The sequence below is a fragment of the uncultured Ilumatobacter sp. genome (assembly GCF_963980585.1).
GTDB lineage: Bacteria > Actinomycetota > Acidimicrobiia > Acidimicrobiales > Ilumatobacteraceae > Ilumatobacter_A.
This window is the reverse complement of sequence record NZ_CAXCAM010000009.1, coordinates 65282-79720: the sequence shown is the minus strand read 5'-3', so window position 1 is coordinate 79720 and position 14439 is coordinate 65282. Positions and strand designations below refer to the sequence as shown.

Annotated in this window: 14 protein-coding genes and 1 pseudogene; 9 read left to right on the top strand and 6 right to left on the bottom strand. The window is 63.7% G+C overall.

Annotation, left to right across the window (positions count from 1 at the left end):
• The first annotated feature begins 2 nt into the window (after positions 1–2).
• Positions 3–143, top strand: a complete 141-nt coding sequence (locus tag ACH2DW_RS04945) for an adenylyl-sulfate kinase (protein WP_394928608.1) — start codon at positions 3–5, stop codon at positions 141–143.
• Between the two features lie 50 nt (positions 144–193).
• Positions 194–1966 carry an SLC13 family permease gene (locus ACH2DW_RS04940; protein WP_394928604.1) on the top strand — a complete coding sequence of 591 codons (1773 nt, stop codon included), beginning with the start codon at positions 194–196 and terminating at the stop codon, positions 1964–1966.
• A 68-nt stretch (positions 1967–2034) separates the two neighbouring features.
• On the opposite strand, the gene ACH2DW_RS04935 is transcribed toward ACH2DW_RS04940, so the two are convergent.
• Positions 2035–2274, bottom strand: a complete 240-nt coding sequence (locus ACH2DW_RS04935) for a TlpA family protein disulfide reductase (RefSeq protein ID WP_394928603.1) — start codon at positions 2272–2274, stop codon at positions 2035–2037.
• Between the two features lie 66 nt (positions 2275–2340).
• Positions 2341–2778, bottom strand: coding sequence for a hypothetical protein (locus ACH2DW_RS04930; protein WP_394928602.1), 438 nt, complete (start codon positions 2776–2778; stop codon positions 2341–2343).
• Positions 2779–2855: 77 nt separating this feature from the next.
• On the opposite strand from ACH2DW_RS04930, the gene ACH2DW_RS04925 reads away from it, so the two are divergent.
• Positions 2856–3377 (top strand): tRNA (cytidine(34)-2'-O)-methyltransferase, encoded by a 522-nt coding sequence (locus ACH2DW_RS04925; RefSeq protein WP_394928601.1) that lies wholly within the window; start codon positions 2856–2858, stop codon positions 3375–3377.
• 22 nt (positions 3378–3399) lie between these two features.
• On the opposite strand, the gene ACH2DW_RS04920 is transcribed toward ACH2DW_RS04925, so the two are convergent.
• The 4 genes from ACH2DW_RS04920 to ACH2DW_RS04905 all read right to left on the bottom strand — a co-directional run bounded on the left by ACH2DW_RS04920 (position 3400) and on the right by ACH2DW_RS04905 (position 7151).
• Complete coding sequence (locus ACH2DW_RS04920) at positions 3400–4248, bottom strand: SDR family NAD(P)-dependent oxidoreductase (protein WP_394928600.1); 849 nt, start codon at positions 4246–4248, stop codon at positions 3400–3402.
• Between the two features lie 50 nt (positions 4249–4298).
• Positions 4299–5504 carry a CaiB/BaiF CoA transferase family protein gene (locus tag ACH2DW_RS04915; RefSeq protein WP_394928599.1) on the bottom strand — a complete coding sequence of 402 codons (1206 nt, stop codon included), beginning with the start codon at positions 5502–5504 and terminating at the stop codon, positions 4299–4301.
• Positions 5494–5895 (bottom strand): RidA family protein, encoded by a 402-nt coding sequence (locus ACH2DW_RS04910; RefSeq protein WP_394928598.1) that lies wholly within the window; start codon positions 5893–5895, stop codon positions 5494–5496. The genes ACH2DW_RS04915 and ACH2DW_RS04910 overlap by 11 nt, the downstream gene beginning before the upstream one ends.
• 95 nt (positions 5896–5990) lie before the next feature.
• The gene (locus ACH2DW_RS04905; RefSeq protein WP_394928597.1) at positions 5991–7151 is read right to left on the bottom strand and encodes a serine hydrolase domain-containing protein; all 1161 of its coding nucleotides are present in this window, start codon (positions 7149–7151) and stop codon (positions 5991–5993) included.
• Positions 7152–7387: 236 nt separating this feature from the next.
• Here ACH2DW_RS04905 and ACH2DW_RS04900 point away from each other — a divergent pair, with 236 nt between their 5' ends.
• The 6 genes and pseudogenes from ACH2DW_RS04900 to ACH2DW_RS04875 form a co-directional block, all read left to right on the top strand.
• Positions 7388–8044, top strand: a complete 657-nt coding sequence (locus ACH2DW_RS04900; protein WP_394928596.1) for a TetR/AcrR family transcriptional regulator — start codon at positions 7388–7390, stop codon at positions 8042–8044.
• On the top strand, positions 8041–10308 hold the full coding sequence (locus ACH2DW_RS04895) for an arylsulfatase (protein WP_394928595.1): 2268 nt from the start codon (positions 8041–8043) through the stop codon (positions 10306–10308). Before ACH2DW_RS04900 ends, ACH2DW_RS04895 begins: the two co-directional genes overlap by 4 nt.
• Positions 10309–10365: 57 nt before the next feature.
• A complete protein-coding gene (locus ACH2DW_RS04890) occupies positions 10366–11241 on the top strand; it encodes an MBL fold metallo-hydrolase (RefSeq protein ID WP_394928594.1) in 876 nt (291 codons plus the stop codon).
• Between the two features lie 58 nt (positions 11242–11299).
• Positions 11300–12208 carry a haloalkane dehalogenase gene (locus tag ACH2DW_RS04885; RefSeq protein ID WP_394928593.1) on the top strand — a complete coding sequence of 303 codons (909 nt, stop codon included), beginning with the start codon at positions 11300–11302 and terminating at the stop codon, positions 12206–12208.
• A 4-nt stretch (positions 12209–12212) separates the two neighbouring features.
• A complete protein-coding gene (locus ACH2DW_RS04880; protein ID WP_394928592.1) occupies positions 12213–12686 on the top strand; it encodes an SRPBCC family protein in 474 nt (157 codons plus the stop codon).
• Positions 12683–14431, top strand: a pseudogene (locus ACH2DW_RS04875) (sulfatase-like hydrolase/transferase); the annotation flags it as partial. The gene ACH2DW_RS04880 and the pseudogene ACH2DW_RS04875, both read left to right, overlap by 4 nt.
• Between the last annotated feature and the right edge of the window lie 8 nt (positions 14432–14439).

Here is a 14439-nt window from a genome sequence, read left to right as displayed (position 1 = left end):
AGCTGACCAACTTCACCGGAATCGACTCACCCTACGAAGCACCCGAATCGCCGGATGTTCACGTCGATACCATGGCGCTGACGGCTGAGGAAGCCGCCGATCATGTGATCGCAGCACTTCGCTCGAAGGGCCTGCTCGACTGACCGAGTCCCTGACCGGATCAATTGACTCTCTTACGCGACGGACGGCTCAAATGACACTCGACGCCTGGATCGCGCTTGTCGTGATTCTGAGCTGTGTGGTGGTTCTCATCGTCGATCGTCTGGCACCGGTCGTCGTATTGGGTGGCGCCGTCGTTTCCCTGATGTTTGCCAACGTCATCGATTCTGAGATTGCACTCAGCGGGCTCGCCAGTCCGGCACCGGCGACGATCGGAGCGCTGTACATCTTGGCTGGAGCGGTCACCGCGACAGGGACCTTCTCGCGCGTGTTCGACCGCCTCCTCGACCGCAACGGCTCAATCGTGATGCTGGCGGCAGTGACTGCTGCCGCATCGTCGGTCGTACCGAACACACCGCTGGTCGCGATGTTCGCTCCTCGCGTGGTGCGATGGTCGCAACTCAATGGAGTGAGTGCATCGCGTTTTCTGCTCCCACTCTCGTTCGCGAGCGTTTTGGGCGGCGTGATCACCCTGATCGGCACGTCGACCAATCTCGTTGTCTCCGATTTGCTGAGCCGCTCGGGCGAGGAACCACTCGGCGTGCTCGAGATTACCGTGGTCGGTCTTCCCGTTGCAGTGGTTGGTGTGGGGGTGTTGTCGACGATCGGGATGCGGCTGCTTCCGGAGCGGGCAGCGGCACTGTCAGATGTCGACCGGCGTGGCCGCGAGTTCCAGCTTGCTGCCCGTGTGACTGCTGGCGGCCCAATCGCAGGTCGGACGATCGCAGAGTCAGGACTCAGGAATCTCGACGGCGCGTTTTTGGCGCTCGTGGAGCGCCCTGACCTCGAGAGGCGGTCGACCACGTCTCTTGCTGCATCGCCTCACACGCGTCTCGAGGTAGGTGATGTCTGTTGCTTTGTCGGCGACGTAGCGAGAATGATCGACCTTCATGACATCGAGGGTCTCACGATGCTCGAGGAGCAGCACGTCACTGCCGCGCAAGGGCCTGATGCTCGAGTCTTCGAGGCGGTGGTAGCACCTGGATCGGTGTTGGTCGGGGGATCGTTAAAGTCGGTGGGGTTCCGTGCCAGCTACGGAGCCGCGGTGATGGCGATTCATCGCGCGGACGGCGATGTTGGTGGTCAACTCGGGCAGGTGACGCTCCGGGCTGGTGACGTTCTGTTGGTGCTTGCCGATGAATCGTTCGCGTCCCGTTGGCGAGGTCATGCCGACTTCTCACTGGTGGCGGCCCTAGAGGAGCAACCCCCGGCTCGTCGTGACCGGTCGACGCTGGTGATTCTCGCAACGGCTGGATTGGTCGTTGCAGCGGTGACGGGCTTCTTGGATCTGTTTGAGGCGGCCCTCGCGTCAGCGATTGTGGTGGTGGCCGGTCGGGCGATCTCTTTGGGTCAGGCTTGGCGGTCGATCAACATCAATGTAGTGGCGACTATGGCGGCGGCAATCAGCCTCGGAGCAGCGGTGTCTGAGAGCGGACTTGCTGCTGAAATCGCTGGAGCCGTCGAACGGGCCAACGGCCTGGGGTTGGGCGATGCAGGCCACGTGATCATGGTGATGCTTGCCACGATTGCTTTGACGGAGCTACTCACGAACACTGCGGCTGCAGCGCTCATGGTGCCGATTTCGCTCTCGATCGCCGCCGATGCAAACGTCGAGCCAAGAATGCTGACCGTGGCAGTGTTGATAGGCGCGTCGTGCTCGTTCTTGTCACCTGTCGGATATCAAACAAACCTGATGGTGTTTGGCCTCGGCGGCTATCGGTTCACGGACTTCACGCGAGTCGGTGCACCGCTGACGCTGACCACGTTGTTGATTTCCACCGCCATGATCCCTTGGGCGTTTGGCTAGGGCGTCGAAATCAAGCCGGCTCACCGCGGTGGTGCCCAGACGGCGAGGTGCTCCGCGATCTGCTCGGGTCAGGTGGCTTGGCTCTCGGCTGCGAGTCGGAGTACTTCGTCCTCGGGGAACGCGCCGATCCAGCCGGTGATCGGCGTGCCGTCGGCGGCAAACATCACCGCAGCGGGCTGCGAGGTGACGCCGAGCGCTTGCCATGAGAGGAACGATTCGTCCCACAACATGGTGAATGACTCGGTGCCGTAGTCCTCGACGAAGTCTTCGGCTTGGCCAAGACTGTCCTGGGTGCCGAGGCCGATCACTTCGAGTTCTTGGAGGTGATCACGAGCAAACTGCTCGACATCGGGAGCTTCCCGACGACAGCTCGGTCAATGCGGGGCCCACAACCAGAGCAGCACCGGCCGCTCGGCGGGAAACACGTTGCGCAGAGCGACTTTCGTCTGACGTCGAATGTCGTCGACCTGAATGTCGGGCAACGCGTTCTCGGGGAAGTCCGATGTCGGTGAGAGTTCGGTGGCGAACGCCCGACCGCCAGGCATTGCCTCGGGAACGACCGGTGGCGGGGGGTCTGATACCGCGGGCGCTGCTTCGGCGGGGTCGGTGTCGGCATCGGAGGCGACGGTCGCTGCGGACGGTTCCGTCTCGGCGGGGGCGCCGACAGTCACCTCGCTGATGTCGGACTCAGTCGATGTCGGCGCCGGTTCATCACTGGTGATCGGCGCGGTATCTTCGGTGGTCCCGCAGGCGGCGAGAACGAGGCCGGCGGCGGCAAGCGCCACGGCAGTTCGTCGCACAACGTTCACCATTCGACCATGATGGCAAAGCCGACGCTGATTGTCTTGTCACGCGGACACCCGCGTCGTCGAGGGGTACCGTTGGGTGGGTGCACATCGTGTTGGTCAACCCGCAGATCGCGCCGAACACCGGCAACTTGATCCGGCTCTGTGCCAATACGGGGAACGATCTCCACCTGGTTGAACCACTTGGTTTCCGGCTGGACGACTCGCTGCTCAAGCGCGGCGGTCTCGACTACCACGAGCGCACGAGGATGACGGTGCATCCTGACCTGGCCAGCGCGCGGGCCGCACTTCCTGGCCGCTGGTTTGCGTTCTCGACGCACTCAACGCGCCGCTATACAGACGTCAGCTATCAGCCAGACGACGTGCTCGTGTTCGGCTGTGAAGGCTCAGGCCTTGATGAGGACGTCAGTGGCCAGTTCGACCCGGCACACTCGCTCACGATTCCGCTGCGACCCAACAACCGCAGCCTCAACCTGGCCAATGCGGTGTCAGTCGTCGTGTTTGAAGCATGGCGGCAAGTTGATTTCGATGGCGCCGCCGAGAAGGACGAGCGCGTCGAAGGGCTCACCGGGGAGCTCCTCGACGGAACCCCGTTCGACCGCTGACCTCGCTCAGAGTTGGTGCGCGTCAGGCAAAGCCGGCGCGCATTGACGGATTGACACCGTTGACGATGTCGTCAGCCCGGGTGGTGACACCGACTTTGGCCTCGTCGTGGGTGAGGATCCAGAAACGGTCGTTGCGCACCGCGTCGAGGACGTGTTGGCCGACGACCTCGGTGCTGATGCCGCCGGCCACCATTGCCTCGATTTGAGTCTGCATGCCGCTCGAAGCAGGCCGTTCGGGCAGCGTTGCGCGCACGTCGTCGGGCATGTTGCGGTCGCTGGTGGCGATGCCGGTGGCGACGAAGGCCGGGCACAGCACCGAGACGCCGACCGCTGTCTGCATCATCTGCATTTCCTTGCTCAGTGTTTCTGAGAGCGCGACGACGCCGTACTTCGAGATGTTGTACGGCCCCATCATCGGCGCCGAACCCAACCCCGCCATCGAAGCGGTGTTGACAACGTGACATTGCTCGCCATGTTCAATCATCGCTGGAAGGAACACCTTGCACCCGTAGATGACACCCCAGAGGTTGATGTCGATCGTCCATCGCCAGGCTTCGAGATTGTCAGGGTCGGCGACGGGCCCGCCGGCCCCGACGCCGGCATTGTTGCAGAGCACATGGATGTTGCCGAAGCGATCACGCGCTGCGCGGTCGAGATCGATGATCTGGTCGTGTTCGCGCACGTCGATCTCGCGTGCCAACACCGGGTAGCCGGCTTCGCTGAGCTCGGTCACCGCTCGATCAAGGGCGGGCCGTTCGACGTCAGCGAGCACCAGGTTCATGCCGGCCGCACCGAATTGCTTGGCCAGCTCCAAACCGATGCCGCTGGCGGCCCCGGTGATCACTGCGGTTTTGCCCGAGAAGTCATCCATGTCGCTGGGTCTACTCGGCTCGGTTCGGCGGAACGCAATCGAGCGAACGGTCAGGTGGTGTCGAGCGCGGCGAGGTCCTCGGGTTTCCAGCCGACTTCTGCGAGCACTTCCGCAGTGTGCTCGCCGAGGCGTGGCGCATGGCGGTGCGGCAGACCCTGCTCGTCGCCACGACTGTCGAACCGGATCGGATCGCGAGTGACGCGGTAGGGCCCCTCGGTGGGATGGGTGTCGTCGTGGAGCAGGTCGACTGCAGCGAAGTGCGGGTCGTCGGCGATGTCTTCGAGTGACATGACTGCCGCGGCAGGGATCGAGCGGGCATCACAGAGGTCGAGCAATTCCGAGGTGGTGAAATCCGCAACGAGGTCGTCGAGCATTCCGTACAAGGTGTCGGAGTTGGCAACTCGTGATCGCTGGTCGGCGAAGCGCGCATCGTCGATCAATTCGGGTCGGCTGACGAACTCGAAGAAGTCGCGCCAGTTCTGAGTGCTGTACGGGAGGATGACGACCCAACCGTCACGGGTGCGGCGTGGACGTCGGTTGGGTGTGGTCACCCGGGCGTAACTGAACGGTCCGATCGGCGGCTCGAACGTCAATCCGCCAAGATGCTCGATGAGGTTGAACGACGCCATCACCTCGGCCATCGGGACCTCGATGGAGTCACCTTCGCCGGTCATCGCCCGTCGGTACAGCGCTGCGGTGATGGCAGGAACGATGTGGAGTCCGCACACTTTGTCGGCGATGATCGTTGGCATCAATTGCGGGTCGCCACCGGAGAACGTGAACAAGTCACTCACGCCGGAGGCGGCCTGAATCACATCGTCGTAGGCAGCCTTGTCGGCACTTGGCCCATTGCTGCCGTATCCGTTGGCAACGCAATAGACGACGTCGGGACGAATCGTGCGGACGCTTGCGTCGTCCAGACCCAGGCGAACGAGTGCAGATCGACGCATCGTGGTGATGAAGACGTCTGCGGTCGCGATGAGGTCGTGTAACGCGCGCATGCCGGCGTCGGTCTTGAGATCGAGCACCACGCTGCGCTTGTTGCGATTCATGCTGATCGCCAGTGCGCTCATCCCTGGGCTACGAGCCGGTTCGTAATGGCGAAGGATGTCGCCGCCGGGGTTCTCGACGCGGATGACGTCGGCACCCATGTCTCCGAGCATGCGCGTGGCGAGTGGCCCCATCACGACGGAGGTCAAGTCGATGACGCGGACACCGTCGAGCGGACCGAGGGGTCGATTCGGATCAGTCTGCAAGGACTGCAACCGCTTCGATCTCGATGAGTGATTCGTCGAGGAACAGCGACTGCACGCCGACGAGGGTGATCGGCACCTGCGCAATCGGGTTGACCTGCGCGGCTGCGCCGAGCCCGCTGAACAGCTCGCCCTGCATGGCGGCGGTCCATCCGACGACATAGATCGTGAGCTTCGCGAGGTCCTCGGTTGATCCGCCCACGCCGATCAGCGCGTCGATGATGTTGCGCATTGCCTGGTCGGTCTGTGCCGCAAGGCCGTCGGGATGATTGCCGTTGGCGTCCGTGCCGATCTGCCCGGACAGGTGGACAACACGGCCCGGCGACGCGATCGACGCGTGAGAGAAGCCCTGTGGCGCGGGCAGGCGATCGGAGTTCCGGAGCTCGATGGACATGGGCGTACCGTACGTCGATCAGTACGGTTTTGAACGAGGCCGAGACCCTGCCCGCCTCGGCCGGAGCCTGAACATCGCGAACTCGGTGATGGTGTTCAGAGGCAGGCGCGCACGGCGTTGTTGAGTCGAACGGTGCGCGGGTCGCCTGCGATGCCGCCCAACATCTGGTTCATCACGTAGCCGTAGCCGACGCCGGTGTCGGGGTCGGCTTGGCCGAGCGATCCGCCCGCACCAGCGTGACCGAATGCGTTGTGTCCGAGGAGCGGAACCGTCACATTGTCGAGCATGAAGCCCATCCCGAAACGGGTCTCGGCGACGAGGCAGTGATCAGGTCCGCTGACCGCTTCAGCGGTCGCCGCTCGCATTGCAGCGGGTCCGAGTACGCGAACGCCGTCGACATCGCTCACGGTGGCGGCGTACATCTTGGCAAGGCTTCGAGCGTTGGTGATGCCGCTGGCGGCCGGCATCTCGGTGGCATGGAATGCCCGGGTGTTGAACGGGTTCTCGGCCAGCCCGAACGCCAGAATTGCACCGTTCATCGTCAATGCCTTGAAGCCTGGCGTGCCTGGCCCCATCATCTGCATCAGCAGCAGGAGTTCTGCCGGGTCGGAGGGCGGCGGTGCCGGTTCGAGTCGGCTGACTCGCGCCTCTTCTGCTTCGGGCAGGCCGATCCAGAAGTCGAGACCGAGCGGGCCGGCCACTTCGTCGGCAAAGTAGCGCCCGATCGAACGCCCATCGATGCGCCGCACCAATTCGCCGGCAAGCCAACCGTAGGTGACGGCGTGATAACCGTGCGTCGAGCCTGGCTCCCACAGTGGCGCCTGATCAGCGAGGGCTTCGACGACCGGTCCGACTGCGAGGATCTCGTCGATCGTCAACGGTGCCTCGGCCCAAGCCAGCCCGGCCTGGTGGCTCATGACCTGAGCGACGGTGATGTCGCGCTTGCCGTTGGCTGCGAACTCTGGCCAGTGCATTGACACTGGGTCGGAGTACTCGAGTTTTCCGGCTTCGACGAGACGGGCGACGCAGATCGCAGCCGCACCCTTGGTGGTCGAGAAGACGAGCTGGAGCGTCTGCTCGTCCCATGCTTTGCCCGATGTCTTGTCGGCGATACCGCCCCACAGGTCGACCTGCAATTTGCCGTCGGCGTACAGGGCGAACCCCGCGCCGAGTTCTGGATAGTCGGCAAAGTTCGCGCTGAATGCGTCCGCCACCTTCTCGAATCCTTTGGCCACGTGTCCCTGTGTCTCGGTCATGCGGCGACCGTATCGACGCCCAGCGACCCTGTGGCTTCGCGGGGCATGAGTTGACGGTTCAACGCGAAACTCGCTGGATTCACGCCGGCTCACGCCCGTCCTTGACCTTGACCGGCCCAACCGATGCGCAGCGCAACACGGCGCGTCGCGATGGTCGGTAGATACGACTTCGCCGATCGCAGAAGTATTGAAAGTTCGACTCGCAATTGTCTGGGGTGCGATCTAAGATGGTGTGGGTGGGCAAGGATGTGGGGCCAGCGATCGATGGACGGCACGCCCGTCGCGAACGCAGCCGCGTTGCGGTGATCGATGCCGTCTTCGCTTTGGTGCGCGATGGCAAGGTGCCCCTTACTGCTGAAGATCTCGCCGAACGGGCAGGCGTGTCGGTCTCGTCAGTGTTCCGCAACTTCGATGGCCTCGATGACATGCAGCGTCAGGCGTTTGATGTGTTCCGTGAGCGGTACAGCCAGTTGCATGACTCAGTGGGTCCGAGTGACGCACCGCGTGGCCAGCGGGTTGTCCAGCACGTCAAGAGCCGGCTCGCGCTGTTTGATGCCGCAGGACCGATGATGCAGATTGCCCGCCACCGAGCACTCGACTATCAGCCGATGGCGGAAGGTGTCGCCAGGAGCCGATCGCAGCTCGCTGATCAGACGAGCGCGCATTTTGCCACCGAAACAGCGCAGCTGACGCCAGCCGAAGCGTCCAACCTGCTTGCCGTCATCGATGCGATGACCTCGCCCGAGGCGTATGAGGTGCTGCGGGCGGCACACGGTCGATCCGACCGCCAGATCGCTCAGTCGTGGACTCGGTCGATCGAAGCAATTCTCGCTGGCTGGCCCGGCATTCAACCAGATATCGACACCGACACCGACAAGGAGAACACGGCATGACACGCGCCTCACGTTTCGAAGGAACGATCGGCAAGACGCTCGCCGACTCCGAACCCTGGTTCGACGAACCGCCGCATCCCAGCGACGATGCTCCGAACGTTGTGGTTGTTCTGCTCGACGACACTGGCTTTGCGCAGTTTGGTTGTTACGGCTCCGATATCGACACGCCGAACGTCGATGCGCTCGCTGCGGGTGGCGCCCAGTTCACCAACTTCCACGTCACCCCGCTCTGCTCGCCGACCCGTGCCTCGCTCCTGACCGGCCGGTCGCAGCACGCCGTTGGGATGCGCGCGGTGTCGAACTTCCGTACCGGCTTCCCCAGTCAGCTCGGCCACATCAGCAACCACGCAGCCACCGTTGCTGAGGTGCTGCGCGACGAGGGCTACGCCACGTTCTGTGTTGGCAAGTGGCATCTCGCACCGATGGAACAGTGTTCGGCAGCCGGGCCGTTCGAGCAATGGCCGCTGGCTCGTGGCTTCGACCGGTTCTACGGCTTCCTCGAAGGCGAGACCGACCAGTTCCATCCGTCGCTTGTGTGCGACAACCACATGATCGACCAGCCGAAGTCGGCTGAAGACGGCTATCACGTCAGCGAAGACATGATCGACCAGCTGATGACGATGATCAGCGACAGCAAGGGCGTGCGACCCGACCGACCGTTCTTTGCCTATGTGCCGTTCGGCGCAACGCACGCGCCGCACCAGGCGCCAGAGGCGTACATGGACAAGTACCGCGGCAAGTACGACGAAGGGTGGGATGTCATTCGCGAACGCTGGTTTGCCCGGCAGCTCGAACTCGGTGTCATCCCCGCCGGTACGCAGCTCGCGCCCCGCAATCCGGGTGTCGACGCATGGGACGACCTGTCGGAGAATCAGCAGCGCTTCAACTGCCGACTGCAGGAAGCGTTTGCTGCATTCCTTGACCACACCGATGATCAGATCGGTCGTCTCGTCGACGGGCTGCGTGAGATGGGCGAGCTGGAGAACACGGTCGTCGTCGTGCTCGCCGACAACGGCGCGTCGCAAGAGGGCGGCCCATTTGGCGTCATGCACGAGATGAAGTTCTTCAACGGCATCTTCGAGTCGGCCGACCAGATGATCGATCAGATCGACGACATCGGTGGCCCGCACAGCCACACCAACTACCCGTGGGGTTGGGCGCAGTGCGGCAACTCGCCGTTCAAGTGGTACAAGCAGAACACACACGAAGGTGGCGTGCATGTGCCGATGATCGTGAGTGCCCCGGGCATTGCTGAGCCGGGCGCGTTGCGCGACCAGTTCGTCAACGTGTCCGACATCGTGCCAACGATCTACGAGATGGTCGGGGCGACGGCTCCTGAGGTCTACAAGGGCCTCGAGCAGCTGCCGGTCACCGGTCGGTCCTTCACCAACGCCCTGGCCGACGCGTCGGCGGCAACGGCCAACACGGTGCAGTATTTTGAGATGGCTGGCAGCCGAGCGTTGATCGCCGGTGACCAAACGTCGCTCTGGAAAGCGGTGTGCAAGCACGACAAGGGTGCCGACTACGACACCGAACAGTGGGAGCTGTACCACCTCACCGACGACTGGTCTGAGTGCAACGACCTCGCCGAGGCCCATCCTGAGAAGCTCACCGAATTGCAGGAACTGTGGTGGCAGGAGGCCGACACACATGGCGTGCTGCCGCTTGATGACCGCATGATCGAGCTGTTCGGGAGCAGGTTCCGCGACCATTCGCCACACCCAATCGACAAGCGTTACGTCTACCGCCCGCCGATGTCGCCGATGCCCGGCCAGGCGTCGGTGTCACTTGGCGGTACCTCGTTCGACCTCACCGCCCGAGTCACTCGCGAGGCAGGCGAGGCAGGCGTGCTCTACGCAACTGGCACCGAAAACTCGGGTGTGTCCATCTTCGTCCAGAACAACAAGTTGGTCGTCGACTACAACGCCTTCGACGATCACCTGATTGTCGAGTCTGACGTCGACGTCCCGGTCGGCCCGAGTGAGCTCGGTGTGCACGTCCGCCGGACCGGTGGCAAGACGGGCACGATCTCTTTGAGCGTCGACGGTGCGGCGAACGAGCCAGCTGAGCTGCCGTTGTTCATGACCATGATGTCGTCGGTCGGCCCGAGCGTCGGCTACGACCACGGCTCGGCAGTGTCGCAGCGCTACGTCGGGCCGTTTCCGTTCGACGGCACGCTGCACGACGTCACCGTTCAGTTGCTCTCTCGCGATGCGGTTGAAGCAGAGCGAGCACATGCTGCCAGCGAGATGAGCCGCCAATGACCACTTGGTGCCAGGCACCAAGTCGTCCCGTACAAGTCGTCCCGTAAAGGAGTTCGAATGAGTTTGAAAGTCACGTTGTTGGGCACCGGTTCGCCGATGCCATCACCTGATCGCGCCGGGCCGGCAACGTTGATCTCGGCCGGCGAAGGCCCAGAGGGCGAGCACTACCTCGTCGACGCGGGACGCGGTGTCTTGATGCGGCTGGCTGCTGCGGGTCTTGGCGCGCCGAACCTTGCCGCGGTGCTGATCACGCACCTGCACAGCGATCACATCACTGACCTGAACGATGTGATCACCACGCGCTGGGTGATGACGTTCGAAGAGACTCCGCTCACCATCGTTGGCCCGGTCGGCACGAAGTCGGTTGTCGACCACTTGCTCGCGTCGCTCGAACCTGACATCGAGTACCGCATTGCACACCATCAAGACCTGGACCATCGCCCGCCGGTCACGGTGATCGAAGTGACCGAAGGTCTTGTCGAACTTCCCGACGGCCAAGGCGGCAAGGTCACGATCACGTGCGGGCAGACCGACCACAAACCGGTCGAACCGAGTATCGGATTCCGGTTCGATCTCCGCACGGATCAGGGGGTCGCGGCCGTCGTGGCTGCTGGTGACACGGTGCCGTGTGCAGGGCTTGACGCACTGTGCGAGGGAGCGAATGCACTGGTGCACACCGTGATCCGTAAGGACATCATCGCCAACATTCCGATGCAGCGGATGCAGGACACGCTCGATTACCACTCGTCGCCTGAACAGGCTGCGCAGACCGCTGCGAAAGCCAGCGTCGACACGTTGATCTACACCCACTATGTGCCGCCGATGCCGATGGGCGGTACCGCAGACGACTGGCGCGCACTCGGCGCCGCCCATTTCGACGGCACCATCGAAGTCGGCGACGACCTCCACACCGTCACCATCCACCCCACCTGACCGAGAAGACGACTTGGTGCGTGGCACCAAGTCGTCTTCCCTTTCGAAAGCAGCAGCTATGAAATCACTCCGCACGCCTGATGATCGATTCGTCGATCTGCCGGACTATCCGTTCGCGCCGAACTACGTCGACATCGACGATCTCGACGGCGGCACGCTTCGTGTTCACTACCTCGATGAGGGCCCGGCAGATGGGCCGGTCGTGTTGGCGATGCACGGCGAGCCGTCGTGGAGTTACCTGTACCGCAAGATCATCCCGCTGCTCACCGCCGCCGGGTTGCGTGTGATCGCGCCGGACCTCATCGGCTTCGGCAAGAGCGACAAGCCGAGCGAGAAGAGCGACTACACCTACGCCCGCCACGTTGCCTGGATGCAGGAGGCGATCATCGATCACCTCGACCTGCGAAACGCCACGTTCTTCGGTCAAGACTGGGGCGGCCTCGTTGGCCTCCGCCTCGTTGCCAACAACCCCGACCGGTTCGCACGCGTCGTGATCGGCAACACCGGTCTCCCAACTGGTGAAGGTGCGCCGAGCGACGCGTTCATGGCGTGGCAGAAGTTCAGCCAGGAGTCGCCGGTCTTCCCGATCGGCCAGATCCTGCAGGGTGCCACCGACACCGCGCTGACCGATGGCGAAGTCGCCGCCTACGACGCTCCGTTCCCGGACGAGACGTTCAAGGAAGGCGCTCGCATCTTCCCGTCGTTGGTGCCGACGTCGACCGATGACCCGGCAGCACCGGACAATCGTGACGCCTGGAAGGTCTTCATGCAGTGGGACAAGCCGTTCATCTGCTGCTTCAGCGACAACGACGCAGTCACTGCCGGTGGCGATGTGCCCTTCCTGAAACTGGTTCCCGGCGCGCAAGGTCAGCCGCACACCACGGTCACCAACGCGAACCACTTCTTCCAGGAAGATGGCGCCCCGCAGATCGCGCACATTCTCATCGACGCGATCGGTGCGGGCTGACGACATGGCCACGGTGGTGAAATCAACATCGGTTCCGGCGTCTCCCGACGAGGTCTGGGCTGTGCTGTCGGACTTTGCAGCGATCAGCGAATGGGCGTCGAATGTCGACCATTCGTGCCTGCTCTCTGATCAGACCGACGGTGTCGGCATGGTGCGCCGAATCCAGACCGGCCGCACGACCGTGGTCGAGACCGTGACGCGCTGGGAGCCGGGCGTGGCGTTGAGTTATGCCCTCACCGGGCTGCCTGCGGTGATTCGGTCGTTGACCAACACGTGGACGCTTGAGCCGCTCAGCGACACGACCAGTACGAGCACCACGGTCACGTTGACCACCGAAGTCGATGCCGGATCGCGACCTCCGCAAAAGGGCATCGCCAAGGTGGTTGGCCGCAAGCTCGGCCAAGCATCCGATGAGATGCTCGCCGGCATCGCCGAACAATTCACAGCACCACGCAACGCACAGGAGGCAGACGCATGACGCGCCCCGACGTAATCATCATCATGACCGACGAAGAGCGGGCCATCCCGCCCTACGAGTCGGACGACGTCCGCGCTTGGCGGAGCAAGGCGCTGAACGGCCAGACCTGGTTCGACGAACATGCGGTGAACTTCAATCGCCACTACACCGGGTCGCTCGCCTGCGTGCCAAGCCGCCCGACGATCTTCACCGGCCAGTATCCCGACGTGCACGGCGTCACCCAGACCGACGGGCTCGGCAAGATGGCCGACGACAGCCGGCTCCGTTGGTTGCGCGAGGGGGAGGTGCCGACGCTCGGCAACTGGTTCCGAGCCGCCGGATACGACACGCACTACGACGGCAAATGGCACATCAGCCACGCCGACTTGCACGACACAGAGGGCGCACGCGTCGACACGAACGACGACGACGGCAACATCGATGCCGCCGCGGTCGAGCAGTACGTGGCTGCCAACCCGCTCGCCCCCTTCGGCTTCGACGGCTGGGTCGGCCCAGAGCCACACGGCGGTCGACTGCGCGATAGTGGCGTGCGACGCGACCCACTGATTGCGGCCCGCGTCACGGCCTGGCTTGAAGATCGCTACGCCCGGCGCGCTGCCGGCGATACTGACGCAGAGCAGCCATTTCTTCTGGTTGCGAGTTTCGTCAACCCGCACGACATCGTGCTCTTCCCAGCATGGGCCCGGCGCGACAATCCACTCGAGGTCGGTCCGACCGATCCGCCCCACGTGCCTGAGGCGCCGACGGCGCACGAAGATCTCGCGAGCAAACCTGCTGCCCAGATCGCGTATCGCGAGACCTACCCGTCCGGGTATGGGCCGATCCCGGCGGTGGCCGGCACCTACCGGAAGAAAGCGCAGGAGTACCGCGACCTCTACTACCGGTTGCACGCTGAGGTCGACGGGCCGCTCGACCAGGTCCGCGCGGCGGTCACCAGCAGCGGCCACGACAGCGTGATCGTTCGCACCTCGGACCACGGCGACCTCCTCGGCGCACATGGCGGGCTCCACCAGAAATGGTTCACGCTCTATGACGAAGCGACACGCGTGCCGTTCTCGATCGCACGTGTTGGCGCCAATGCGACGACTGGCGCGGCGATTGACGGCGCGCCCACCTCGCACGTCGACATCGTGCCGACGCTGCTCGCTGCAGCGGGAATTGACGAGGCGATCGCCGGTGACGTGCTGCGAGCTGACTTCACCGAAGTCCATCCACTCCCCGGCCGCGACCTGATGCCGGTGGTCGACGCACCCGACACCGCGGACCAGAGTCGGCCGGTCTACTTGATGACGCGCGACAACATGCTGGAAGGCGACTCCGGCGCATCTGGCTTCGCGCGTCGGCTCGGTCGAACAGCAAAGCCACCGGCGCCGCTGCGGATCCAAGTGCCGGCGCATGTGGCATCGAATTTCGAAGGGCTGGTGCTGCGGGTTCCCGACGCTGTCGACGGCGTTGGCCACCTCTGGAAGCTCGTCCGAACCTTCGACGATCCGGACACGTGGACCGAACCCGGGATTCGTCATCTCGCGGCATCCGGCCCTGGCGGAGACGAGTACCGGACCGCCACGCTGCCGGATCAGTGGGAGCTGTACGACCTCGATGCCGACCCGATCGAGGCCATCAATCGCTGGAACGAGCCGGCGGTGTCGACCGTGTTCGACCATCTCCGAACTGAGCTCCAGGCCGAACGTGCCCGAGCCGTCCCCGGACGCAACAACCCGTGGCCCTATGCGTCACGCCAACCCACAGCAGG

What these genes read in the sequence shown, in the direction of transcription:
- ACH2DW_RS04910 (WP_394928598.1), bottom strand. Translation starts at nt 5,895, where the DNA reads ATGTCCATCGAGCTCCGGAACTCCGATCGCCTGCCCGCGCCACAGGGC.
- ACH2DW_RS04890 (WP_394928594.1), top strand. Translation starts at nt 10,366, where the DNA reads ATGAGTTTGAAAGTCACGTTGTTGGGCACCGGTTCGCCGATGCCATCA.
- ACH2DW_RS04905 (WP_394928597.1), bottom strand. Translation starts at nt 7,151, where the DNA reads ATGACCGAGACACAGGGACACGTGGCCAAAGGATTCGAGAAGGTGGCG.
- ACH2DW_RS04940 (WP_394928604.1), top strand. Translation starts at nt 194, where the DNA reads ATGACACTCGACGCCTGGATCGCGCTTGTCGTGATTCTGAGCTGTGTG.
- ACH2DW_RS04895 (WP_394928595.1), top strand. Translation starts at nt 8,041, where the DNA reads ATGACACGCGCCTCACGTTTCGAAGGAACGATCGGCAAGACGCTCGCC.
- ACH2DW_RS04920 (WP_394928600.1), bottom strand. Translation starts at nt 4,248, where the DNA reads ATGGATGACTTCTCGGGCAAAACCGCAGTGATCACCGGGGCCGCCAGC.
- ACH2DW_RS04930 (WP_394928602.1), bottom strand. Translation starts at nt 2,778, where the DNA reads ATGGTGAACGTTGTGCGACGAACTGCCGTGGCGCTTGCCGCCGCCGGC.
- ACH2DW_RS04885 (WP_394928593.1), top strand. Translation starts at nt 11,300, where the DNA reads ATGAAATCACTCCGCACGCCTGATGATCGATTCGTCGATCTGCCGGAC.
- ACH2DW_RS04880 (WP_394928592.1), top strand. Translation starts at nt 12,213, where the DNA reads ATGGCCACGGTGGTGAAATCAACATCGGTTCCGGCGTCTCCCGACGAG.